The 24,572-nt window shown below is 45.7% G+C and carries 29 protein-coding genes; 26 read left to right on the forward strand and 3 right to left on the reverse strand.

The window, feature by feature from the left end; translation table 11 throughout:
- Positions 1-2 precede the first annotated feature (2 nt).
- From fliB to rsfS, 9 genes are all read left to right on the forward strand, one after another.
- Positions 3-1,208, forward strand: coding sequence for a flagellin lysine-N-methylase (gene fliB / locus H8S17_RS05695; protein WP_186866582.1), 1,206 nt, complete (start codon positions 3-5; stop codon positions 1,206-1,208).
- Between the two features lie 160 nt (positions 1,209-1,368).
- Entirely contained in the window at positions 1,369-1,674 is a 306-nt protein-coding gene (gene rplU, locus H8S17_RS05700; protein ID WP_178051893.1) for a 50S ribosomal protein L21, read from the forward strand.
- A gap of 16 nt (positions 1,675-1,690) precedes the next feature.
- A complete protein-coding gene (locus tag H8S17_RS05705) occupies positions 1,691-2,020 on the forward strand; it encodes a ribosomal-processing cysteine protease Prp (protein ID WP_186866583.1) in 330 nt (109 codons plus the stop codon).
- 4 nt (positions 2,021-2,024) lie between these two features.
- Complete coding sequence (rpmA, locus tag H8S17_RS05710) at positions 2,025-2,315, forward strand: 50S ribosomal protein L27 (RefSeq protein WP_178051895.1); 291 nt, start codon at positions 2,025-2,027, stop codon at positions 2,313-2,315.
- Positions 2,316-2,414: 99 nt separating this feature from the next.
- Positions 2,415-3,698 (forward strand): GTPase ObgE, encoded by a 1,284-nt coding sequence (gene obgE / locus H8S17_RS05715; protein WP_186866584.1) that lies wholly within the window; start codon positions 2,415-2,417, stop codon positions 3,696-3,698.
- A gap of 45 nt (positions 3,699-3,743) precedes the next feature.
- Positions 3,744-4,049: a ribosome assembly RNA-binding protein YhbY gene (yhbY, locus tag H8S17_RS05720; RefSeq protein ID WP_243237984.1), complete on the forward strand. Its 306-nt coding sequence runs from the start codon at positions 3,744-3,746 to the stop codon at positions 4,047-4,049.
- Positions 4,050-4,073: 24 nt separating this feature from the next.
- Positions 4,074-4,712 carry a nicotinate-nucleotide adenylyltransferase gene (gene nadD / locus H8S17_RS05725; protein ID WP_186866585.1) on the forward strand — a complete coding sequence of 213 codons (639 nt, stop codon included), beginning with the start codon at positions 4,074-4,076 and terminating at the stop codon, positions 4,710-4,712.
- A 12-nt stretch (positions 4,713-4,724) separates the two neighbouring features.
- The gene (gene yqeK / locus H8S17_RS05730) at positions 4,725-5,300 is read left to right on the forward strand and encodes a bis(5'-nucleosyl)-tetraphosphatase (symmetrical) YqeK (RefSeq protein WP_186866661.1); all 576 of its coding nucleotides are present in this window, start codon (positions 4,725-4,727) and stop codon (positions 5,298-5,300) included.
- 182 nt (positions 5,301-5,482) lie between these two features.
- Positions 5,483-5,830 (forward strand): ribosome silencing factor, encoded by a 348-nt coding sequence (gene rsfS / locus H8S17_RS05735; protein ID WP_178051899.1) that lies wholly within the window; start codon positions 5,483-5,485, stop codon positions 5,828-5,830.
- Between the two features lie 175 nt (positions 5,831-6,005).
- On the opposite strand, the gene lexA is transcribed toward rsfS, so the two are convergent.
- Entirely contained in the window at positions 6,006-6,623 is a 618-nt protein-coding gene (gene lexA, locus H8S17_RS05740; protein WP_178051900.1) for a transcriptional repressor LexA, read from the reverse strand.
- Positions 6,624-6,824: 201 nt separating this feature from the next.
- Between lexA and H8S17_RS05745 the strand changes: the two genes are divergently transcribed.
- Positions 6,825-7,154, forward strand: coding sequence for a LysM peptidoglycan-binding domain-containing protein (locus tag H8S17_RS05745; protein ID WP_186866586.1), 330 nt, complete (start codon positions 6,825-6,827; stop codon positions 7,152-7,154).
- A 101-nt stretch (positions 7,155-7,255) separates the two neighbouring features.
- Positions 7,256-7,969, forward strand: coding sequence for a lysophospholipid acyltransferase family protein (locus H8S17_RS05750; RefSeq protein WP_186866587.1), 714 nt, complete (start codon positions 7,256-7,258; stop codon positions 7,967-7,969).
- A 54-nt stretch (positions 7,970-8,023) separates the two neighbouring features.
- Here H8S17_RS05750 and H8S17_RS05755 read toward each other — a convergent pair whose 3' ends face one another.
- On the reverse strand, positions 8,024-9,073 hold the full coding sequence (locus tag H8S17_RS05755) for a tyrosine-type recombinase/integrase (RefSeq protein WP_186866588.1): 1,050 nt from the start codon (positions 9,071-9,073) through the stop codon (positions 8,024-8,026).
- On the reverse strand, positions 9,063-9,782 hold the full coding sequence (locus H8S17_RS05760) for a tRNA lysidine(34) synthetase (protein ID WP_186866589.1): 720 nt from the start codon (positions 9,780-9,782) through the stop codon (positions 9,063-9,065). Before H8S17_RS05760 ends, H8S17_RS05755 begins: the two co-directional genes overlap by 11 nt.
- A gap of 227 nt (positions 9,783-10,009) precedes the next feature.
- Between H8S17_RS05760 and H8S17_RS05765 the strand changes: the two genes are divergently transcribed.
- The 15 genes from H8S17_RS05765 (at position 10,010) to H8S17_RS05835 (ending at position 24,527) form a co-directional block, all read left to right on the forward strand.
- The gene (locus H8S17_RS05765) at positions 10,010-10,372 is read left to right on the forward strand and encodes a hypothetical protein (RefSeq protein ID WP_005422970.1); all 363 of its coding nucleotides are present in this window, start codon (positions 10,010-10,012) and stop codon (positions 10,370-10,372) included.
- Positions 10,373-10,582: 210 nt separating this feature from the next.
- Positions 10,583-11,548: a DUF6017 domain-containing protein gene (locus tag H8S17_RS05770; protein WP_005928536.1), complete on the forward strand. Its 966-nt coding sequence runs from the start codon at positions 10,583-10,585 to the stop codon at positions 11,546-11,548.
- A gap of 23 nt (positions 11,549-11,571) precedes the next feature.
- The gene (locus H8S17_RS05775) at positions 11,572-11,790 is read left to right on the forward strand and encodes a DUF5348 domain-containing protein (RefSeq protein WP_005422968.1); all 219 of its coding nucleotides are present in this window, start codon (positions 11,572-11,574) and stop codon (positions 11,788-11,790) included.
- 97 nt (positions 11,791-11,887) lie between these two features.
- On the forward strand, positions 11,888-12,364 hold the full coding sequence (locus H8S17_RS05780) for a PcfB family protein (RefSeq protein WP_005928540.1): 477 nt from the start codon (positions 11,888-11,890) through the stop codon (positions 12,362-12,364).
- Positions 12,361-14,148: a VirD4-like conjugal transfer protein, CD1115 family gene (locus tag H8S17_RS05785; protein ID WP_005928544.1), complete on the forward strand. Its 1,788-nt coding sequence runs from the start codon at positions 12,361-12,363 to the stop codon at positions 14,146-14,148. Before H8S17_RS05780 ends, H8S17_RS05785 begins: the two co-directional genes overlap by 4 nt.
- Positions 14,141-14,353, forward strand: coding sequence for a hypothetical protein (locus tag H8S17_RS05790; protein ID WP_005928546.1), 213 nt, complete (start codon positions 14,141-14,143; stop codon positions 14,351-14,353). The genes H8S17_RS05785 and H8S17_RS05790 overlap by 8 nt, the downstream gene beginning before the upstream one ends.
- A gap of 210 nt (positions 14,354-14,563) precedes the next feature.
- Positions 14,564-14,779: a Maff2 family mobile element protein gene (locus H8S17_RS05795; RefSeq protein WP_005928550.1), complete on the forward strand. Its 216-nt coding sequence runs from the start codon at positions 14,564-14,566 to the stop codon at positions 14,777-14,779.
- Between the two features lie 16 nt (positions 14,780-14,795).
- Positions 14,796-15,665 (forward strand): VirB6/TrbL-like conjugal transfer protein, CD1112 family, encoded by an 870-nt coding sequence (locus H8S17_RS05800; protein WP_186866590.1) that lies wholly within the window; start codon positions 14,796-14,798, stop codon positions 15,663-15,665.
- A 21-nt stretch (positions 15,666-15,686) separates the two neighbouring features.
- The gene (locus H8S17_RS05805) at positions 15,687-16,097 is read left to right on the forward strand and encodes a PrgI family protein (RefSeq protein WP_186866591.1); all 411 of its coding nucleotides are present in this window, start codon (positions 15,687-15,689) and stop codon (positions 16,095-16,097) included.
- Complete coding sequence (locus tag H8S17_RS05810) at positions 16,045-18,474, forward strand: VirB4-like conjugal transfer ATPase, CD1110 family (RefSeq protein ID WP_186866662.1); 2,430 nt, start codon at positions 16,045-16,047, stop codon at positions 18,472-18,474. The genes H8S17_RS05805 and H8S17_RS05810 overlap by 53 nt, the downstream gene beginning before the upstream one ends.
- Positions 18,471-19,352 carry a DNA-methyltransferase gene (locus tag H8S17_RS05815; protein WP_005928563.1) on the forward strand — a complete coding sequence of 294 codons (882 nt, stop codon included), beginning with the start codon at positions 18,471-18,473 and terminating at the stop codon, positions 19,350-19,352. Before H8S17_RS05810 ends, H8S17_RS05815 begins: the two co-directional genes overlap by 4 nt.
- 38 nt (positions 19,353-19,390) lie before the next feature.
- Positions 19,391-21,454: a C40 family peptidase gene (locus H8S17_RS05820; RefSeq protein ID WP_035393412.1), complete on the forward strand. Its 2,064-nt coding sequence runs from the start codon at positions 19,391-19,393 to the stop codon at positions 21,452-21,454.
- A 34-nt stretch (positions 21,455-21,488) separates the two neighbouring features.
- Complete coding sequence (locus tag H8S17_RS05825; RefSeq protein ID WP_005928569.1) at positions 21,489-21,746, forward strand: DUF4315 family protein; 258 nt, start codon at positions 21,489-21,491, stop codon at positions 21,744-21,746.
- A complete protein-coding gene (locus tag H8S17_RS05830; protein WP_015542401.1) occupies positions 21,736-22,434 on the forward strand; it encodes a DUF4366 domain-containing protein in 699 nt (232 codons plus the stop codon). Before H8S17_RS05825 ends, H8S17_RS05830 begins: the two co-directional genes overlap by 11 nt.
- On the forward strand, positions 22,431-24,527 hold the full coding sequence (locus tag H8S17_RS05835; protein WP_186866592.1) for a DNA topoisomerase 3: 2,097 nt from the start codon (positions 22,431-22,433) through the stop codon (positions 24,525-24,527). Before H8S17_RS05830 ends, H8S17_RS05835 begins: the two co-directional genes overlap by 4 nt.
- Positions 24,528-24,572: the final 45 nt, after the last annotated feature.

Raw genomic sequence — 24,572 nt, forward strand, 5'->3', positions numbered from 1 at the left:
TTATGTCAAAAAAATACTATACATTAAAAGCAGATTATTATGATACATTTTCATGTACCGGTTCGGAGTGTTTGTACCACTGCTGTCAGGCGTGGAATATAGCTATTTCAGAGCAGGATTATTTAAAATATACCACATATGAGGGCGAGCTTGGACAGATCGCTAAAGATTCCATTTATTATAGTGAAGATGCAGAAGTATATTTTATGAGATTAAATGACCATAATCTCTGTCCGTTTTGTAATAAAGAAGGTCTTTGTAAGATCATCCTTGATAAAGGCGAGAAAGATCTGTCCTATACCTGTACGATCTTTCCGAGATATGCCCTGATGACAAGTGACACGTTAGAAAGGGGAGTTTCACTTGGATGTCCTCATGTGGTGGAATTATTTTATGACAGAGAAGATCCGGTCGGTTTTGAACGCATAGAGATGATAGAGGGAACAGATGCATTTGAAAAAGATCCGATCAGTGAACAAGAAGCACAAATTATTGAGTTTGATATACAGATCCGTGAATTACTGCGGACATGGCTGCAAAACAGGTCATATCCGATGTGGTATCGTTTGTTTTCATTTATTTCTGTATTAGATAAGATCAGTCAGGCACATCAGAATCGGAATGATGCGCTGGTATGTCAGATGTTAGGCAGTTCATTAAATGAAAATTATCTTCAGGCAGTCTATGAGCAGTTTTTGAATCAGTTTCAGGTAGATATCAGAACACAATTTCTGTTACAATCTTCTATTTTTGAAACATATTGTAAATCTATTCTGAATATAGCTGGAAATCAGAGTAAAATGATCAAAGATATGATCCTGACGCATGCATCAATGACAGCAGAATCCTATCAGCAGATTCAAAAACAGCTAAACCATCGGGAGATAAAACATAGATTAGAAATTATAAATGAACATATAGCAGTTGAAGACTGGTTTCACAACGCACTCTTAGCAAGAAAATCAGATTATTTATATGCAAATGGAGTGGAAATCATTTTAGTGCAGATACTGCTTCATTATATGCGTATCTTGATATATCAGCAGTATGGAAAAATTGACCGGGAACTTGATATTGTCAGTATTTCAATCGTAGAGCGTGTCATTATGCATACCAGAGATCGGAATACCGGACTCATTGAAAAATTAGAAAAAAAAGAATTATTATCCAGAGGACATATGCTTCTTATGCTGTATGATTCTTTTTAGAAAATGCGATTTGGGGATTTTTTTGGGGGATTTTTTCAACAGACTACTTGACAAAATCCTGGTGATTCGTTATTATATATGAGTATGCCGCACAGTGAGGTTTAAGTCTGTAGTAATACAGCACCACAACTGGCGAGTAATGATAAATAGGAGGTGCCATATGTACGCAATTATAGCAACAGGTGGTAAACAGTACAAAGTATCCGAAGGCGATATCATTACCATTGAAAAGCTTGGAGTTGAAGCTGGTGAGAAAGTTACTTTTGATCAGGTTATTGCAGTATCTAATGACGGATTAAAAGTTGGAAGCGATGTAGCAAATGCAACCGTTGATGCTTCTGTAGTAAAAGAAGGCAGAGGTAAAAAGGTTATCGTTTACAAGTACAAGAGAAAAACCGGTTATCACAAGAAAAATGGACACAGACAGGCGTTTACACAGGTTAAGATTGAAAAGATCAACGCTTAGTCAGGAATGAATTGTTATGATTTCGATAACAGTTTACAGAAACCAGAAAGAAGAATATCTAGGCTTTGATTGTTTAGGACATGCAGGATATGCAGATTCCGGTGAAGATGTTGTATGTGCAGGAGTTTCGGCTCTTGTGATCAATACGATCAATACGATTGCCTGTTTTACAGGAGAGAAGTTTACAACAGATACGGATGAGGACACAGGAAAGATTCTTGTGAAATTTGAACAGCCGGCAGGACATGATGCAGAGCTTATGATGAAGTCGCTGGTTTTAGGATTACAGGGAATACAGAATAATTACGGAGTAGATTATGTTACTCTTAACTTCAAGGAGGTGTAAGATTATGTTAAACATGAACCTTCAGTTTTTTGCACATAAAAAGGGAGTTGGTTCTACAAAGAACGGTCGTGATTCCGAATCTAAGAGATTAGGTGCAAAAAGAGCAGACGGACAGTTCGTAAAAGCTGGAAATATTTTATACAGACAGCGTGGCACTAAGATTCATCCGGGTGTAAACGTTGGTATCGGTGGAGATGATACATTATTTGCTTTAACCGATGGAGTTTTAAGATTCGAGAGAAAAGGAAGAGATAAGAAACAGGCTTCCGTTTATCCAGTTGCCAGCAACGAATAAGAGATTTGATAGACCCGACTATGATTGATAGCCGGGTTTATTTTTACTCTATAAAAAAGCGTTTAAGTGTAAAATACACTTATATAAGAGGTGAAAACAATGTTTGCTGATAGAGCAAAAATTATTATAAAATCAGGAAAAGGCGGAAATGGACATGTCAGTTTCCGTCGTGAAAAATATGTACCAAATGGTGGACCTGACGGTGGCGACGGCGGAAACGGCGGTGACATTATCTTTTTAGTAGATGATGGTGTCAATACCTTAAGTGATTACCGTTATAAACGTAAATTCGCAGCACAGAGCGGAGAAGAAGGCGGAAAACGGAATTGCCATGGTAAAAATGGCGAAGATCTGATACTGAAAGTACCAGAGGGAACCGTCATCAAAGATGCAGAATCCGGTAAAGTCATTGCAGATATGTCAGGTGAGAATAAGCGTCAGGTGATCTTAAAAGGTGGACGTGGCGGTTTAGGAAACCAGCATTTTGCAACATCGACGATGCAGGCTCCAAAATATGCCCAGCCGGGACAGGAAGCGATCGAGATTGAAGTTTTATTAGAACTGAAAGTGATCGCAGATGTAGGTTTAGTCGGATTCCCGAATGTAGGAAAATCGACATTATTATCCCGTGTGACCAATGCCCAGCCGAAGATCGCAAATTACCACTTTACAACCTTAAGCCCTAACCTTGGTGTAGTAGATTTAGATGGCGGCAAGGGATTTGTGATCGCAGATATTCCGGGATTGATCGAAGGGGCATCGGAGGGAATCGGTTTGGGACATGAATTTTTACGTCATATTGAACGTACAAAAGTAATGATCCATATGGTAGATGCTGCTTCCACAGAGGGCAGAGATCCGATCGCAGATATCTATGCAATCAATAAAGAATTAGAAAATTATAATCCGGAACTCTTGAAAAAGCCACAGGTGATCGCTGCGAATAAAATAGATGCGATCTATGGTGATGAAAATGATATCATTGACCAGTTAAAGGCAGAATTTGAACCAAAAGAGATCAAGGTATTTCCGATTTCCGCAGTAAGTGGAAAAGGTTTAAAGGAACTTTTATATTATGTCAGTGACCTGTTAGATCATATGGATGATGCACCGATCGTCTATGAGCAGGAATTTGATCCGGCACTTCATTTCTTTAAAGATGAAGCTTATACCGTTGAGAGAGCCGATGATGGTGCCTTTGTTGTGGAAGGTCCGAAGATAGATAAGATGTTAGGATATACGAATATTGAATCTGAAAAGGGATTTTTATTCTTCCAGAAATTTTTGAAAGAGCAGGGTATTTTAAAAGAATTAGAAGAAATGGGCATTGTAGATGGTGATACCGTCCGTATGTATGGACATGAATTTGATTATTATAAGTAACTTTGAACGTATGGAATGTTACAATTATGAATGAGAAAGGATGTAATGATTGATATGTTAAGCAGTAAACAAAGAGCATATCTGATGAGCATGGCAAGCAATATCACACCGATCTTCCAGATTGGAAAATCCAGTCTGACACCGGAAATCGTTGCGGCTGTAGATGCAGCATTAGAAAAGCGTGAATTGATCAAGATATCAGTATTAAAGAATTGTTTCGATGATCCAAAAGAAATTGCCCAGATGATAGCAGAACGTACACATGCACAGGTAGTTCAGGTGATCGGAAAGAAAATCGTTCTTTTCCGTGTATCTAAGAAAAAACCGGTGATCGAATTGCCTAAAAAATAGAAATAGGGCATTAGGAGTTTTTTTATGATAGCTATGGAACAGACAGGTAATGGTGCAGTATCACAAAAAATCGGTATTATGGGTGGAACATTTGATCCAATTCATTATGGACATCTTTTGATTGCACAGAGTGCGGCAGAAGAATTTGCATTAGAACAGGTACTTTTTCTGCCTACCGGCAGATCACCGCACAAATCAGAAAAGGATGTGACCGATCCACAGATACGGTGTGAAATGGTGCAGATTGCATTAGAGGATAATCCAAAATTTGAGATTTCTATGTTAGAAGCAGAAAATACAGAGGTCAATTATACCTATGCATCTTTACAGAAATTAAAGCAGCTTTATCCTAAGGCACAGTTGTATTTTATTATGGGGGAAGATTCCTTAGATGATTTTCCTACATGGAAAAAACCAGAGGAAATCTGCCGCTTATCAACGGTCCTTGTAGCCGTAAGAAATGATAAAGGATTTGGGATTTCTGATAAAATAGCAGAAATTTCACAGATGTATCAGGCGGATATGCATATGCTCCATGCACCTAATTTTTCTGTTTCTTCGCATGATATCAGAAAACGGATCCATGAAAACAAAAGTGTCCGGTATATGCTGCCGGATAAGGTCACAGAGTATATTGTGCAGCATGATCTCTATAGGGAATAGGATGGTGATATGATGACAGAAGATATAAAAAGTATAAAAAAGCAGTTAAAGAAGATATTAGATAAAGACCGTTATCAGCATACACTTGGTGTCATGTATACAGCCTCCTGTCTTGCTATGCGTTATGGCAGTGATATGCATCAGGCAATGTTAGCCGGAATCTTACATGATTGTGCGAAATGTATCCCGCATGAAAAACAGCTTAGTCTTTGTGAAAAGTATGATCTTCCGATTCGAGAGGTGGAACGTGAAAATCCATTTTTGTTACATGCTAAATTAGGTGCATATCTTGCGAGAAAAGAATATGGCATCGAAGATACCGGCATCCTTCATGCAATAGAGGTACACACGACAGGAGAACCGAAAATGAATCTCCTGGATAAGATCTTATTTGTAGCAGATTATATTGAACCAAACCGCGACAAGGCACCTAATTTAGAGAAAATCCGTATGCTTGCTTTTCAGAATATCGATGAAGCGGTAGTTCGCATTTTATTTGATACGCTCCATTATTTGAATCAGAAGCGTGGGGCAGTCGATGAAAAAACAAAAGAAACCTATCAGTATTATCAGAAGTTGAAAAAGTAAATTGTATTACCATGATCTGAAAGGAGCAATCACGCATGAAAGAGTCAAAAATATGTCCGAAATGCCAGTCTGCTGATATTGATAAGATACGGAATAGTAAAAAGGTGAAATGGTAAGTTTGTATTTTGAAATAATCATAGTGTCATAATTTCAATAGGAAGAAAAAGGAAAGGAAGAATAATATGGAAGCACGAGAAATGGCAAAATTAGCCTGTGATGCATTAGCAGAAAAGAAGGCAAACGGAATCAAAGTGATCGATATAAAAAATATTTCTGTGATTGCTGACTATTTTGTATTAGCAGATGGAGATAATCAGAACCAGCTTCAGGCAATGCAGGATGCAGTAGATGAAGCATTATATAAGAATGGAGTCCATGCGAAACAGGTAGAAGGAAACCAGCATTCGACATGGATTCTGATGGACTATGGCGATATCATTGTCCATATCTTCTCGAAAGAAGACCGTTTATTCTATGATCTCGAAAGGATCTGGCGTGACGGAACGGTAATGGAACCGGATGATTTATAATTAGATAACCGATAATTAGACATGGATATCATCATTAGAATGATCATCAGAATCATCTAACGTATCGATAGATTATCAGATTATCATATGCTCCATAGTGCAAAATAGCTGCTATGGAGCATATTTTTATGTAGGAAGATTTTTATCAGATCAAATTCTGTGCTCTTGTATTGTACTATGAGAAGAAGCGGATGACACCAAAAACCACACCTAAGATTGTAAGGTCTGTGACAATGATCGGAGCCATAGTGTCATTCTCAGGCTGTAATCTGTAATAACCATCTTCTTTATAATAGGTCTTAACCGTTGCTGAATCATCGACTAATGCAACGACCATATCACCATTAGAAGCTGTCGGCTGCTGTTTCACAAGAACATTATCACCGTCACAAATACCGGCGTTGATCATACTTTCACCTTTTACATGAAGCATGAAAACGTTCTGGTTTGGAATATATTCGGCAGGAATCGGGAAGTAGTTCTCGATATTTTCAGTTGCAAGGATCGGCTGACCTGCAGCAACATTTCCTATAATAGGTACATTTACCACTTCACGTCTTGTCAGATTAAAGGTATCATCGATGATCTCAATCGCTCTTGGCTTCGTAGGATCACGACGGATATAACCGTTCTTCTCAAGTGTTTCTAAGTGAGAATGTACTGACGAAGTAGATTTCAGATGTACAGCTTCGCAGATTTCACGAACAGCAGGAGGATATCCTTTATTTAAGATCTCCTGTTTGATATATTCTAAAATTTCGCGCTGTTTTGCAGTTATTTTACCATATGACATGCAAAAACCTCCTTTGATTCTATATACATTTTTAATTTCTAATAACATACTAACACAGTTTCTTGAAAAAAGCAAACAAATATTCCGAAAATCTGTTCGAAATTTTTCTTGACAAACACGCGTTCTAACTATATAATAAAATCAAACAAACGTTCCGAACTTTTATTCGGAAAAAGATATGATATATAGGAGGAGTTAGTTATGCGTGAAAAAGTCATTAGTCTTATAGGTAGAAAAGAAGCATATCTGCTGATTACAGCAGCTATTATCATTATTACCATTTTAGTTGGAAGCAGTATATCAGGTCTTGCCAATCCTAATACCAAAACTGCTTCTCATAAATATTATACAAGTGTTACCATTGAGCAGGGGGACACATTATGGAGCATTGCATCTGAATATATGAGTCCTGAATATGATGGGATAGAAGATTATATTATGGAAGTACGTACGATAAATCATTTATATAGTGATGGAATCTATGCAGGAGAGTATCTGACGGTTCCATATTATGCGAATGAGCCGTTTTGATCGGTTTACCGATGATTTTTGAATAAGCTGTTCTGGCAGTTTGTGTCTTGTCTTTTTATGTAAAAAAGGCTATAATAGGAATCTAAGGAGTTGTTTATGAGATGTTAAGATTTATATATGTGATCATTATGAATTTATTCCGTGCCCCTTATGTGATTCCGAAAATGCGGAAAGAAGCAGCACATCCGGAACGTTATACAGAGGAAGAACGTTATAATCTTGTAAAATATGTGATACGTCTGATGAAGCTTTCCGGAAAAGTCCACACAAAAGCATATGGAACCGAGAATCTACCTGCAGAGGGTGGCTATATCATGTACCCGAACCATCAGGGAAAGTATGATGCATTAGGTATTATTTATACACATAAGGCACCTTGCTCTGTGGTTATGGATAAGTCGAAGTCGAATACCATATTAGTAAAAGAATTTATTGATTTAGTGCAGGGGAAACGGTTAGAAAAAGATAATGTCAGACAGGCGCTTACGATCATCAATGAAGTTGCAGAAGATGTGAAAAAAGGCAAGCGGTATATTCTGTTTCCAGAGGGTGGTTATGAGTTTAATAATAAGAATAAAGTAGCTGCATTTAAAGCTGGAAGTTTTAAATCAGCAATAAAATCAAAGGCTCCGGTTGTACCGGTTGCATTGATTGATTCTTATAAGGTATTTAATTGTTTTTCTATTGGAAAAGTAACGACACAGGTACATTATCTGAAACCTATTTTTTACGAAGAATATAAGAATATGAAATCCGGTGAAATTGCGTTGCTGGTACAGGAACGGATTGAACAGGTGATTGAAGCTTATGCTTAATCGAGTAGGACAGAAAGTGAATACACTTTTCATCCTGCTCAATTTTATTGTTTATCATTTATCACGCAGCCGGACAGCTTTGGCAGCCTGACGACGACGTTCATCAGCCTGGGCGGCATAATGTTTCCTGGTTGTATTTACATCTTTATGACCTAATACATCTGCAACAAGATAGATGTCACCGGTTTCCTGATATAGTGTGGTACCATAAGTGCTTCTTAATTTATGAGGTGTGATATTCTTAAGAGTAGTGACAAGCTGTGAATATTTTTTGACCAGCTTTTCCACAGAGCGGACACTCATGCGTTTCTTCTGCATGGATAAAAAGAGAGCATTTGTACTGCCTTCCATCGGAATGATCTGTTCACGTTCTCTGATATAATCGGATAATGCTTCTTCGACTTCTTCACCAAAATAGACAATAGATTCATAGCCGCCTTTTCTGTGGATCTTAATACCATTGTTTTTAAAATCAACATCAGTCAGATCAAGTCCGACACATTCAGACACACGGATTCCGGTTCCAAGTAATAAAGTCAATAAGGCAAGGTCACGTTTTTTTGTTTGTGCATGATATGCCTTTTGCCGTTCAGTCAGTTTTTCACCGGATTCTACTTCATCTAACAAAATCGCAACTTCATCAATATCTAAACGTATAATATTTTTTTCATGCAGTTTTGGCATTTTTACGAGTTCTGCCGGATTGGTAGAAATACGTTCTGTACGGAAGAAGAAGTGGTAAAAGCTTTTTAAACAGGCTAACTTTCTGGAAATGCCGCGTTCATTGTTCGTATGCTCAATATCATCTTTGATGTAATATTTAAGCCAGTTTAAGTATTCTTCAATGTCCTGTGCACAGATCTGATCTAAAATATCAAGTGGAAAGTCAGAAATCTTCATTTTCTTACAGACCGGATTGTTTTCATGCATGTATTCAAAAAATATCCTCAGATCATATGCATAGGCAATTCTGGTTCTCGAAGAAGTTGTCGGTTCGATCCCGATAAAATAATCTTTACAGAAATGTGGTAACGTCTGTAATAATTCACGCAGCTTTAATTCATTTTCAATATTTACCTTTTCGTAATATGCTTTATCTTTCATGGGAATATGCCTCGATTCCGTTTACAATGGCTGTAAACATTCTGTTTTTCACACCCGGATTGTCTAAGTTAAGCTGCCGGAGCAGCTGCTTTACATATTCACGTCTGGTAAATCCGTCTTTCGGACAGGGATTTTTCTCTACTGGAAGTTCATAACGGTTCTTAAATCCGATAACGTCAACTTCAGGAACATAGATCATAGGGCGGATCACCGTTAAATCCATCCTGTCAAGATAAGTAACCGGAGAAAAAGCATAAAACCGTCCCTCATAGATGAGAGAGAGCAGCATCGTTTCAATCACATCATCCTTATGATGAGCATAAGCAATCTTATTACAGCCGAATTCTTTTGCTTTATCATTTAACGCACCTTTTCTCATTTTGGCACAGAGAGAGCAGGGAGAGTCTTCTTTTCGCTGCTTAAAGATGATATCAGCAATTTCCGTATTGACAATATAATAGGGGACATCTAGCTGTTGACATAATGCCTTGATCTTATCTAAGTTGAAATCTTTGTAACCCAGATCAACCGTAATTGCAATCAGATCAAATTTATTAGGATAAAATTTTTGTAGATGTTTTAAGGCATAAAGCAGTGTTAAACTGTCTTTTCCACCGGAAATACCAATCGCAATTTTATCGTCTGGCTGTATCATTTCATAATCATCAACCGCTTTTCTTGTATAACTTAACAGTTGTTGTAATTTCATCATCAAACCTCCAAAGTTCATGTTACAGTTAAATTATAACCTATTTTTTATTGATTTGATAGACGCAAAACCTTTTATAAGTCCTCACAAATGTTTATAAACCAATGTGAAAATGGCTTAAAATCAAGGTTTTCCGCATATCTTCATTTTTCTTGTCATATCTCCGCATAAGGTGTTTTTGTAAGACCGGGCACCATTTTAGCACCACAGAATATAAGGAGGACGACATGAAAAACGAACTTTTGACTAAGGGTATTATACTTCCGTCCGGCGAAATCGGCAAGGATAAGATAAACCTTGTCGCCGGGGCAATCACGCAGCCGTTCGCGGAAATGGTATGGGTAACGACAGGCGGCGACATGGAAACAATCAACCGCCTTACCAACGTACTTGTAACCATGAACAACCCCACCGACCGGGGCAAGCTGTTCAAAATCATCAAACTGCTTTATGGGCTAATGGGCTTGCCTTTTTCAGAGGAAGCCGAGCCTATGGACGCAGACCCCGACGTTTTGGAATACTTCATCTTTTCTTTCATGGCAGACTTTGGAGAAGTCATGCAAGAACTGATAGCAGAAGAAATGAAATAGCGACCCGCACAGCGGCGTTTCTCACTCTCTCACTGGGAGAACAGGAACGCCGCTATTTTTATGCCCTCATGTTACGCAGTAGGGGCAAAAAAAGCCTTGATTTATCGGGCTTACAGAACGCAAAACAGAGGAAGCAAGGAAAAGATACCTTACCCCTCAAAATCCGCGTTCTACTGCGCAACAAATCTAAAGCAAAGGAGTGATGAAGCTATGGCAGTTTTCCGTGTGGAACGCAACACAGGCTACACCGTAATGAGCAACCACCACTTACGCAACAAGGAGCTTTCCTTAAAGGCAAAGGGGCTGTTATCTCAAATGCTGTCCCTGCCGGAGGATTGGGACTATACCCTTGCAGGGCTGTCCTACATCAACCGGGAAAGTATCGACGCTATCCGTACCGCCGTTTGGGAGCTTGAAAAAGCCGGATATATCACAAGGCGGCAGGGACGCGACGAGAAAGGCAAAATGACCGCAATCGAGTACACCATTTACGAACAGCCGCAGCCGCCGGAATTGGATTGCCCGGTATTGGAAAATCCAACAGCGGATAACCCGACAACGGAAAATCCGACGTCGGAAAATCCAATGCAATTAAATAAAGATATATCAAGAACTAACTTACAAAAAAAAGAAAAATCAAATACGGATTTATCAAGTACCCATTCCATTCCTATCCATTCCCTAAATCCCTTGCCTTATGGCGAGGACGAAGCGGCACAGCCGCCGGAACGGAAAGGAACGGAAAGGAACGACGCTTACAGAGTGTATGAGGAAATCATCAAGGACAATATCGAGTATAACATTCTCTTGCAGGATATGAAGTTTGACCATGACCGTCTGAATGAGATTGTTGACATTATCCTTGAAACGGTCTGTACGTCAAGAAAGAAAATCCGTATTGCAGGGGACGATTACCCCGCCGAGCTTGTGAAGTCAAAGTTTATGAAGCTGGACAGCGAACATATCCGCTTTGTCCTTGACTGTATGCAGGAGAACACCACGAAAATCCGCAATATCAAGCAGTACCTAAAGGCGGTTCTTTTCAATGCCCCGTCTACCATTGACAGCTATTATACTTCCCTTGTCGCTCACGACATGGCAAGCGGCGCATTATCCGGCAAGCCTAAATACGGCGACCCGGACTACTACACCTACAACGAGGGCGAAAGCCTGTAAACGAAAAAAGGAGGATTTACCACATGGCACAGAAAACAGGAGCTTTAATTTTTGACGAAACCGCTGACCGCTACGATATTCGCTTTGATATTGCCGACTATTACGGCGGCTTGCATTGCGGCGAGTGCATGGACGTATTCACAGGCGGCAAATGGAAGCCGACCCGGATTGAGTACGGGGACAACTGGTATCTTGTAGGTATCCGCGCCGAGGACTTGAACGGGCTGCGGGTGCGGATTTAACGGGGCGGCGTGAAGAACGGACGCCCTTTTTTCACGCCCAAAAGCGGCGTACCACCTTAACACTATCACTACTACCGGGAAAGGAGGACGGTAAACATTGCAAGATGAAATCAACGAAAAAGTGGTTGCGCTCTCTGTCAAGGGAGCGAAGCTGACCGCTGAAACGCTGCAAAAGGCAATCAAAGCCATGCTTGCACAGGCAAAAAAGCAGCAGGAAAAACAGCCCCACGGGAAGCAGACCCTAAAGCAGCTTGCGAAGCAGAACGCGGGGCTATCCAACATTGAGATAACCGAGGGCAATATCAAAGCCTTTGAGCAGACGGCAAAAAAATACGGTATCGACTTTGCCCTAAAGAAAGACAGCACCGAAACGCCGCCCCGTTATCTCGTCTTTTTCAAGGGGCGGGACGCGGACGCTCTGACCGCAGCCTTTAAGGAGTTTTCCGCAAAGAAGCTGACACAGGAGCAAAAGCCCTCTATCCGAAAGGCACTTGCCACATTCCGGGAAGCAGCAAAGCAGCTTAACGCGAACCGTCAAAAGACAAAATACAAGGACAGGGAGGTATCGCTATGAAGCCGAATATCAAGAAGCTGCTTATCCTAAACGCCCCCTATCTGCTCTTTGTGTATCTCTTTGATAAAGTCGGACAGGCGGTGCGGCTCTCGCCGGGGGCTGACCTCTCCGGCAAGCTGGTTTCCATTGGCAGCGGCTTTTCCGCTGCCTTTTCAAATGCCCTGCCGAGTTTTAACCCTATGGATTTGCTTATCGGCATTGTCGGGGCTGTCGTTATCCGGCTTGCGGTCTATGTGAAAGGCAAGAACGCAAAGAAATACCGTAAGGGCATGGAGTACGGCTCTGCACGTTGGGGCAATGCCGAGGATATAAAGCCATATATCGACCCCATGTTTGAAAATAACGTGCTGCTGACGCAGACCGAAAGGCTGATGATGAGCAGCCGCCCGAAGCACCCGAAGTATGCAAGAAACAAAAACGTGCTTGTCATCGGCGGCTCCGGCAGCGGCAAAACAAGGTTTTTTGTAAAGCCCAACTTAATGCAAATGCACAGCAGCTATGTTGTCACAGACCCGAAAGGAACGGTTTTAATCGAGTGTGGAAAGCTCTTGCAGCGGGGCGGGTACAAAATCAAGGTGCTAAACACCATCAATTTCAAGAAATCCATGCGGTACAATCCCTTCGCCTATCTGCGCAGCGAAAAGGATATTTTGAAACTGGTAAATACCATTATCGCCAACACCAAAGGCGACGGGGAAAAATCCGGCGAGGATTTTTGGGTGAAATCGGAACGGCTTTTTTACTGCGCCCTTATCGGCTACATCTGGTACGAAGCCCCGGAGAATGAGAAAAACTTTACGACGCTGCTTGAAATGATAAATGCGTCGGAAGCCCGCGAGGACGACCCGGAATTTCAATCCCCCGTTGACCTCATGTTTGAACGCTTGGAGGAAAAAGACCCGGAACATTTTGCGGTGCGCCAGTACAAGAAGTTTTTGCTGTCTGCCGGAAAAACAAGAAGCTCTATCCTCATTTCCTGCGGTGCGCGTCTTGCCCCCTTTGACATTCGGGAACTGCGCGAGCTGATGGAAACCGACGAAATGGAGCTTGACACCTTAGGCGACCGAAAGACCGCGCTTTTTGTTATTATCTCCGACACCGACGACACCTTTAACTTTGTTGTATCAATCCTTTACACACAGCTTTTCAATCTGCTTTGTGACAAGGCAGATGATGTGTACGGCGGGCGGCTACCTGTTCATGTGCGCTGTCTGCTTGACGAGTTTGCAAATATCGGGCAGATACCGAAGTTTGAAAAACTCATTGCCACGATAAGGAGCCGCGAAATCTCCGCGTCCATCATCTTGCAGAGCCAGTCGCAGCTAAAGGCTATCTACAAGGACAACGCCGATACCATTGTCGGCAACTGCGATACGACCCTGTTCTTGGGCGGCAAGGAGAAAACGACCCTTAAAGAAATGTCGGAAATCTTGGGGAAAGAAACCATTGACAGCTTCAACACTTCCGAAACAAGAGGACGGGAGCTTTCCCACGGGCTGAACTATCAGAAGTTAGGCAAGCAGCTTATGAGCGAAGATGAAATTGCGGTCATGGACGGCGGGAAATGTATCTTGCAACTACGCGGGGTGCGTCCGTTCTTCTCCGAAAAATACGATATTACCAAACACCCGAAGTACAAGTACCTTTCCGACTTTGACAAGAAAAATGCCTTTGACATGGAAAAGCACTTGCGCCGCCGTCCTGCAATCGTAAAGCCGGACGAGGTATTTGACTATTACGAAGTTGACGAAGCAGATTTGCAGGAGGACACAGAAAATGAATAAGCGTATCAGAAAGAAAAAGGCAAAACAGCAGCTAATCCGGGCTATCAGCGGGCTTGTGGAAGCTGCCGAGGAAATGCAGCGGGAACAGGAACGCAGGACAAGACAGGCAGGTATTTCCTATATCAAGTATATCGAAGCTGTCCGGGAACGGCAGTACGGCATTATGCCTGTCTACACACCACTTTTTGAAAAGGAGGGAGCTTAAAGTAAAAATAATAAACACGGGCTACATGGTACGCGCCCCTACTCCTTGCGCGTATCGCGGCAGGAAGCCGCACCCTTACAACTGAATACCGCCGCGCCGCAGCAACAAACGCAGCGCGGGGACTTATGACCGCGGCAGTTATCGAAAACTGACCGCCGTTTTTTATGCCCTTTTTCGGGCAGCCGCACAGCGGCAGAAAGGAGTTATATTATGGCATTTTTCAACAGCGCAGTAGGCGTTTTACAGACACTCGTTATCGCTCTCGGAGCAGGTCTTGGCATTTGGGGCGTTATCAACCTCTTGGAGGGCTACGGAAATGACAACCCAGGTGCAAAAAGCCAGGGCATGAAGCAGCTCATGGCGGGCGGCGGCGTTGCCCTTATCGGTGGCACCCTTGTACCTCTGCTTTCCGGCCTGTTCGGTTAAGCGGCGGGGTTAGCCTATGCAGAGCATACTTGACGCGATTAACGAATGGATAAAGGAAATCCTCATTGGAGCCATTAACGGTAATCTGTCAACTATGTTCGGGGACGTAAACGAAAAAGTCGGAACTATCGCCGCAGAGGTAGGACAAATCCCGCAGGGGTGGAACGCAGGCATATTTTCCATGATACAGAGCTTGTCGGAAAATGTGATTGTACCCATTGCGGGGCTTGTCATTACCTACGTTCTATGCGTGGAGCTTATCAGCATGGTAACGGAAAAGAACAATATGCACGATATTGACACGTTCATGTTCTTTAAGTGGTTTTTCAAGGCGTGGGTAGCGGTGTATCTCGTTACCCACACCTTTACTATCACTATGGCGGTGTTCGATATGGCGCAACACGTTGTTTCCGGCGCGGCGGGCGTGATCGGCGGCGATACGAATATCGACGTTGACGCCGCCCTCTCGTCCATGCAAGCCGGACTTGACGCTATGGAAATCCCCGAACTGTTACTGCTCGTTATGGAAACAAGCCTTGTGAGCCTTTGCATGAAAATCATGTCGGTGCTTATCACGGTTATCCTGTACGGCAGAATGATAGAGATTTACCTTTACTGTTCGGTATCGCCTATCCCGTTTGCAACTATGACTAACAGAGAGTGGGGACAGATAGGAAACAACTACTTAAAAGCCCTGTTCGCCCTCGGTTTTCAAGGCTTCCTCATTATGATATGCGTCGGCATTTATGCGGTTTTGGTTGGCAGCATGATTGTAGCGGACAACCTGCACAGCGCGATTTTCTCCCTTGCAGCCTACACCGTGATTTTGTGCTTCTCCCTATTCAAAACAGGCGCACTTGCGAAGTCAATCTTTAACGCACATTAAAGACCGAAAGGAGGTTTTCACTTGGCGTATGTACCCGTACCCAAAGACTTATCAAAAATCAAAACGAAAGTCGCTTTTAATCTGACAAAGCGGCAGATTATATGTTTTGCGGCAGCCCTCGCTATGGGACTACCGCTTTTCTTTTTACTCAAAGACAGCGCGGGAACAAGCATGGCGGCATTTGCAATGATTATCGTTATGCTTCCCTGCTTCCTCTTGGCAATGTATGAAAAACACGGGCAGCCCCTTGAAATCGTGATAAAGAACGTCATTCAGACAAAGTTTATCCGACCAAAGGAACGCCCCTATCAGACGGAAAATTTTTATGCCGTCATAGAAAAACAACGAAAACTGGAAAAGGAGGTATCGGCTATTGTCAATGGCAGAACGAAAAACCATGACCCGCGCGGTAAAAAATCCCGTGAAGCGTAAGCTGACCCGCGCAGAAAAGAAAGAAATCGCCGCCGTGATACAGGCGGCAAAGGGCGACGGGAAGCCCCGCACCGCACAACAGACCATTCCCTACTTGCAGATGTACCCGGACGGGATTTGCAGGGTAACGGAAAAGAAATACAGTAAAAGCCTTGTCTTTGAAGATATTAACTATCAGCTTGCACAGGCAGACGATAAGACAGCCATTTTTGAAAACTGGTGCGATTTTCTCAACTACTTTGACGCTTCCGTTTCGGTGCAGCTCTCTTTCATCAATCAGGGTGCAAGAAAGGAAAAGGCACAGGCGGCTATCGAAATTCCGGCGCAGGACGACGCTTTTAACTCTATCCGCAGGGAGTACGCGGATATGCTTAAAAATCAGCTTGAAAAAGGCAACAACGGACTGGAAAAGTGCAAGTACATTACCTTTTCCATTGAAGCGGACAATCTTGCGGCGGCAAAAGCCCGCCTTTCCCGTATCGAAACCGACGTACTCAATAATTTTAAGGTGCTTGGTGTAACCGCCCGCCCCATGAACGGACAGGAACGCTTGAACGTACTGCATGGGATTTTCCACCCGGAGGGCGAGCCGTTCCGTTTCTCTTGGGACTGGCTTGTACCGTCCGGGCTTACCACAAAGGACTTTATCGCCCCGTCCTCGTTCCGCTTTGGCGACGGCAGGACGTTTCGCATGGGGCGCAAGCTCGGTGCTGTTAGCTTCCTTGAAATCCTTGCGCCGGAGCTGAACGACCGTATGCTTTCGGACATTCTCGACCTTGAAAACGGAATTATCGTCAATCTGCATATCCGCAGTATCGACCAGAGCGAAGCAATCAAGACTATCAAGCGCAAGATAACCGACCTCGACAAGATGAAGATTGAGGAACAGAAAAAAGCGGTACGCAGCGGGTATGACATGGATATAATTCCGTCCGACCTTGCTACTTTCGGCAGCGAAGCAAAGAACCTGTTGCAGGATTTACAGAGCAGAAATGAAAGAATGTTTCTGCTGACGTTCCTTGTGGTAAACATGGCAGACACGAAGCGGAAACTGGATAATGACATCTTTGCTACGGCGGGCTTTGCACAGAAAAACAACTGCGCTCTGACCCGCCTTGACTATTTGCAGGAAGCGGGCTTTATGTCCTCTATCCCTCTTGGAGAGAACCTTATCCCCATTCAAAGAGGATTAACGACCAGCAGCACCGCTATTTTTATCCCGTTCATCACACAGGAGCTTTTTCAGCGGGGCGCAGCCCTTTACTACGGCTTAAATGCGCTGTCAAACAACATGATACTCTGCGACCGCAAGCAACTGAAAAATCCCAACGGGCTTATCCTCGGAACACCGGGAAGCGGTAAATCCTTTGCGGCAAAACGGGAAATGACAAACGCCTTTCTCATTACTGACGACGATATTATTATCTGCGACCCGGAAGCAGAATATTTTTCCCTTGTGCAGCGTTTGGGCGGGCAAGTGATACGCCTGTCGCCTGCCGGAAAAGGCATGGACGGCAAGCCCCAGTATGTGAACCCTATGGATATTAACCTCAACTACTCCGAGGACGACAACCCGCTTGCCTTGAAATCCGACTTTATCCTTTCCCTCTGCGAGCTTGTTATCGGCGGCAAAGAGGGCTTGCAGCCAGTGGAAAAGACCGTCATTGACCGCGCCGTTAGGAATGTGTACCGACCTTTCCTTGCAGACCCCGACCCGGCAAAAATGCCGATTTTGGGCGACCTCTACAACGAACTGCTGAAACAGCCGGAGCCGGAAGCTGCCCGCATTGCGGCGGCATTGGAGCTTTATGTTTCCGGCTCTCTGAACGTCTTTAACCACCGTACCAACGTGGAGCTTTCAAACCGCCTTGTCTGCTTTGATATTAAGCAGCTTGGAAAGCAGCTCAAAAAATTAGGTATGCTCATTGTGCAAGACCAGGTGTGGAACCGCGTTACCGTAAACCGCGCCGAGAAAAAGGCGACCCGTTACTATATGGACGAGTTTCATTTGCTTTTGAAAGAGGAACAGACCGCAGCCTATTCCGTGGAGATTTGGAAGCGTTTTCGTAAATGGGGCGGCATACCGACCGCTATCACGCAGAACGTCAAAGACCTTTTAAGCAGCCGCGAAGTCGAGAATATTTTTGAAAACTCTGATTTTGTCCTCATGCTCAATCAGGCACAGGGCGACCGGGCTATCCTTGCAAAGCAGCTCAACATTTCCCCGCAGCAGATGAAATACGTTACCCATACCGAAGCGGGCGAGGGGCTTATCTTTTACGGGAATGTGGTGCTGCCGTTCATTGACCGCTTCCCGACGGACACCGAGCTTTACCGTCTGCTTACGACAAAGCCGGAGGAAGTGAGCAAGCCATGAAAACAGACGTAATCATCAACCGCGACGCCCTCTATGCCCTGCGGGAGCTTCCGAGCGAAAGCGTGAACTGCTGCGTCACAAGCCCGCCTTACTATGGACTAAGGGACTACGGGCTTGACGCGCAGATTGGACGTGAGGACACGCCGGAGCAGTATATCGGGCGGCTTGTGGAAGTGTTCCGGGAGCTGCGCCGGGTACTCAAAGACGACGGGACATTTTGGCTGAATATCGCAGACACATACTGCGGCAGCGGCATGAAAGCGGGCTGCAAGCAAAAGGATTTAATCGGTATTCCGTGGCTTCTTGCCTTTGCCCTGCGCTCTGACGGGTGGTATTTACGCAGCGATATTATCTGGCTGAAAGAAAACCCTATGCCGGAAAGCTGCCGCGACCGACCGAGCCGCTGCTATGAGCATATCTTTTTACTGACGAAATCAAAGAAATATTACTATGACGCTGCCGCCATTGCAGAGCCGATCGCGCCGGGAACGGCTGCGCGCTACAGGCAAGGGCGCAGCGCAGGACACAAATACGCCGAGGAAGTACCAGGACAGGGCAAGGTACAGGGTATCAATCAGCCCCGCAGCGGCAGCTATTATGACGACGCCCTTATGCCGACCACAAGAAACAAGCGGGACGTTTGGCTTATCAATACCGTACCGTACAAGGGCGGGCATTTTGCCGCCTATCCCCCGAAGCTCGCGGAAACGTGCATACTTGCGGGCTGTCCGAAAGGCGGCGTTGTGATAGACCCGTTCTTTGGAAGCGGCACCACCGGGCTTGCAGCGCAAAGCCTTGACCGCCGCTATATCGGCATTGAACTGAACGCCGAGTATTGCGCCCTTGCAGGGGCGCGGATTGGAGGTGGTAACACTTGAAAGACCCATTAAAGCCCCGCGATAAAATCACGCAGAAAATGACCCGCGACGGGGCTATCGCAGAAAATCAGACCACGGGAGACACGGAACGTATCAGCAACCGCATACGGGACGCGGATTTACAAAAGACCCCGGAACAACAGGCGGCACAGGACGCTATGCAGCTTCCCCCGGTATCTGATACAAGCCCGCTTCCCCATGTGCCGGGAGCTGCCCCCAAAGCGGACACAGGCAAAACGGAGCGCGTCATGAAGCATATCGACGCCGCCCATACACGAAAAGCCAGTAAAAAGGCAGTACGAAAAGCACAGGCAGAAGCTACCGCCGGGACGAAATCTTCCCGGCTGCAATTTACCGACGAGGAACGCGCTGCCCCGGAGCTTGAAAAGTATATCAAGAAATCCGATAAAGCCGCCGACCGCTTGGATAAGGCAAAGGCAGCTATCCCCAAAGAAAAGAAACTGGTAAAAGAGCGCACCTTTGACGAAACCACCGGGAAAGGCAAGACCCGCCTGCACTTTGAGGAAAAGGACAAGCCGCCCGGATTTAAGGAGAAGCACAACCCGCTATCCCGCCCCACACAGGAAGCCGGGATTTTGGTACATAACAAAATCCATTCTGTCGAAAAGGATAATTCCGGCGTGGAGGGCGCACACAAGAGCGAGGAAGCCGCAGAACGGGGATTGAAGTACGGGGCGCGGAAAATCAAGCAGGGCTACCGCAACCATAAGCTGAAACCCTACCGGGAAGCGGCAAAGGCAGAAAAAGCGGCTTTTCGGGCAAATATGGACTTTCAGTATCACAAGACCCTGCATGAGAACCCGCAGCTAACCAGTAACCCCATTTCCCGGTTTTGGCAGAAGCAGAAAATCAAGCGGCAGTATGCAAAGGAAGCCCGCAATACCGCAAAGGGTATCAAGGGCGCGGCAGAACGCACCCGCAAGGCGGCAGCCAAAGCCGCCGAGAAAACGAAGCAGACCGCAGCATTTGTGGCAAGGCACCCGGCGGGTGTGGCAATCGCTGTCGGGGTGCTACTGCTCTTTATCATGGTTATGTCCGGGCTGTCCTCTTGTGGGGCAATGTTTTCCGGCACGTTAAACGGCGTGCTTGGAACGTCCTATACGTCCGAGGACAGCGACCTTGTGGAAGTGGAAAACAGCTACGCAGGATTGGAAAACGAGCTGCAAAGCAGGATTGACAATATCGAGCGCGACAATCCGGGCTATGACGAGTACCGCTATGACCTTGCAAATATCGGACACAATCCCCATGAATTAGCGTCTTATCTGACCGCAAAATACCAAAGCTACACCTGCGCCGAGGTACAGAGCGAATTACAGCGGATTTTCAATCAACAATACAAGCTGACGCTGACCGAGGAAGTGGAAATACGCTACCGGGAGGAAGAACGCACCGACACATGGACAGATGAGGACGGCAACGAGCATACGGACACCTACACGGTACAAGTGCCTTATGAGTATTACATCTTGAACGTCAAGCTGACGAATACCCCACTATCCACCATTGCGGAAAACAATCTGACCCCGGAACAACTGGAAATGTACCGGGTGTACTTACAGACAAGCGGGAACAAGCCCCTTATCTTTGGCGGCGGCTCTCCCGACACTTCCGCGTCGGAAGATTTAAGCGGCGTGGACTTTGTAAACGGAACGCGCCCCGGCAATACCGCTATCGTTGACCTTGCAAAACGGCAAGTCGGAAATGTGGGCGGCTATCCGTATTGGAGCTGGTACGGCTTTAATTCCCGCGTGGAATGGTGCGCCTGTTTCGTGTCCTGGTGCTACGGGCAAATGGGACTTTCCGAGCCGCGCTTTGCCGCCTGCCAGTCGCAGGGTATTCCGTGGTTTACTTCTCACGGACAATGGGGAGCGCGGGGCTATGAAAACATTGCCCCCGGCGACGCTATCTTTTTTGACTGGGATTTAGACGGCAGCGCAGACCATGTAGGACTTGTTATCGGCAGGGACGAAAGCCGCGTCTATACCGTGGAGGGCAATTCCGGCGACGCCTGCAAGATTAAGAGCTATCCCCTTGACTATGCCTGTATCAAAGGGTACGGGCTGATGAACTGGAACTGACACATTTTTTGAAAATCGAAAGGAGAAAAATTTTATGGCAATGAGTAAAATCGAAAGAATTGACAAGGAAATCCAAAAGACCCGTGAGAAAATCACGGAGTATCAGAACAGGCTGCGCGGACTGGAAGCACAGAAAACCGAAGCGGAAAATCTGCAAATCGTTCAGCTTGTGCGCTCTATGCGCCTTACCCCGCAGGAGCTTACCGCTATGCTTGCGGGCGGAGGTATTCCGGGCATTGCCCCTATGCCCGCAGACTATGAGGAACAGGAGGACAATGCAGATGAAGAATAAAATCCTTGCAAGCCTTACCGTACTTTGCGCCGCCCTTGTCCTTGTGGGCGGCTTTTCCGTTACCGCCTATGCACAGACCCCGACGGAAGAAACCGACGACAGCGGCGTAATCGTGGAAACCGAGCCGCAGCCCTTGACCCCGGAGGGCAACATGACCCTTGTGGACGACATTGACGGGGACGCTGCCGAGGATAAGCAGTTTATCGTCGTGAAAAGCAAAGGTGGCAACTATTTTTACATTATCGTTGACCGGGCAGCCGAGGGGGAAAATTCCGTCCACTTCCTAAATCAAGTAGACGAAAGCGACCTTATGGCGATTATCGGGGAGGAACAGACCGAACAACCCCCGGCTGTCTGCAACTGTACCGAGAAATGCAAGGCGGGCGAAGTAAACACCGCCTGCCCCGCCTGCTCTGTCAACATGGATAGCTGCACAGGCAAGGAAGCCACGCCGGAGGAACCCGCCGAGCAGGAGCAGCCCCAGAACGGCATGGGCGGGCTTTTGATTTTCCTTGTCGTGGGCTTGCTTGGCGGCGGCGCAGCCCTCTACTACGTTAAGTTTATGAAACCGAAACAGAACGTGAAAGGCAGCACCGACCTTGACGAGTTCGATTTTGACGAATACGACGAGGACGAGCCGGAAGAAGCTGACAGCGCAGACACCGAACAGGAGGACGAGGAAGAATGAAACTTGTGATTTGTGAGAAACCCAGCGTCGGGGCGGCGGTTGCCGCCGCCCTTGGCGTAAGGGAGAAGAAAGACGGATATATCGAGGGGAACGGTTATGTTATCTCTTGGTGTATCGGGCATTTGGTAGGACTTGCGGAAGCTGCCGCCTATGGGGAACAGTACAAAAAGTGGAGCTATGACAGCTTACCCATTCTGCCGCAGGAATGGCAGTACACCGTAGCTGCCGACAAGGGAAAGCAATTCAAAATCTTAAAAGACCTCATGCAGCGCAGCGACGTTTCGGAAGTCGTGAACGCCTGCGACGCAGGACGCGAGGGAGAATTGATTTTCCGCTTTGTCTATCATCAAGCGGGCTGCAAGAAGCCCTTTACCCGTCTTTGGATTTCCTCTATGGAAACGGACGCCATCAAAAGCGGCTTTGACAATCTGAAGGACGGGCGCAGGTATGACGCTCTCTATCATTCCGCACTATGCAGGGCAAAGGCTGACTGGCTTATCGGCATTAACGCGACCCGCCTTTTCTCCTGCCTGTATGGAAAAACCTTGAACGTGGGGCGCGTTCAGACCCCAACCCTAAAAATGCTTGTAGACCGGGACGCTGCCATTATGAACTTCAAGAAAGAAAAATATTACCATGTGCGCCTTATGCTCCCCGGCGCAGAAGCGGCAAGCGCGAAGATCTGCGCCGCTGATGAAGCGGGCAAACTGAAAGCGGCCTGCGAAGCGTCGGCGGCTGTCTGCACTTCCTTGACCCGTGAAAATAAAACCGCTATACCGCCGAAGCTCTTTGACCTTACCTCTCTGCAAAGGGAAGCAAACCGTATCTACGGGTACACGGCAAAGCAGACCTTTGACCTTGCACAGACACTTTATGAAAAGAAGCTGCTTACTTATCCGAGAACGGACAGCAACTATCTGACCGACGACATGGGCGACACAGCGGCGAGTATCGTATCGCTGCTTTGCGGCAAGCTGCCCTTTATGGCGAGCGCAGCCTATGAACAGAGTATTTCCCGCGTTCTGAACAGCAAAAAAGTATCAGACCACCACGCCATTATCCCCACTATGGAAATTGCAAAAACTGACCTTACTACGCTGCCGGAAAGTGAAAGAAATATCCTTATCCTTACCGGGGCGCGTCTGCTTATGGCGACCGCAGAGCCGCACGTTTACGAAGCGGTAACGGCGGTTTTCTCCTGCGCCGACCATGAATTTACGGCAAGGGGCAAGACGGTAATCGCTGCCGGGTGGAAAAACATTGAACGGCTTTACCGGGCTACCCTCAAAAAGAAGCCGGACAGCGACGACGAAAACGAACTTGTTTTAGATGTGCCGGACTTTACCGAGGGACAGACCTTTGAAAACCCTGCTGCAAAGGTTACGGAGCATGAAACGACGCCGCCGAAGCCCCACAATGAAGCGTCCTTACTTTCTGCTATGGAACGCGCCGGGAATGAGGACACCGACCCGGACGCAGAACGCCGGGGGCTTGGTACGCCCGCTACCCGCGCCGCTGTCATTGAAAAGTTAGTGGGAGGCGGCTTTGTGGAGCGCAAGGGCAAGCAGCTGCTTCCCACCAAAGACGGGACAAATCTTGTCTGCGTCCTGCCGGACAGCTTAACTTCTCCGCAGCTTACGGCTGCATGGGAAAACAATCTGACGCAGATTGCAAAGGGCAACGCCGACCCGGACACTTTCATGCAGGGTATCGAAACTATGGCACAGGAGCTTGTAAAAACCTATGCTTCCGTGTTAGGCGAGAAACAGGAGCTTTTCAAGACAGAAAAAACAGAGCTTGGAAAGTGTCCCCGCTGCAAGTCCCCGGTCTATGAGGGAAAGAAAAACTACTACTGTTCCAACAAAGAGTGCAGCTTTGCCATGTGGAAAAATGACCGCTTCTTTGAGGAATGGAAAACCGTCTTTACCCGGTCGATTGCCGCAGCACTTTTGAAATCCGGCAAGGCAACAGTCAAAAAGCTGTATTCTCCGAAAACAGGAAAAACCTACGACGGAACGGTGCTTTTAGCTGATACGGGCGGTAAGTATGTGAACTACAAAGTAACCATTTCAAAGGACAAAGAACTGGAATAGCAAGCATAGGAAGCGGGTACCCACTTCCGTAAAATCCCTGCCACT

It is taken from the genome of Roseburia zhanii (assembly GCF_014287635.1).
Lineage (GTDB): Bacteria > Bacillota > Clostridia > Lachnospirales > Lachnospiraceae > Roseburia_B > Roseburia_B zhanii.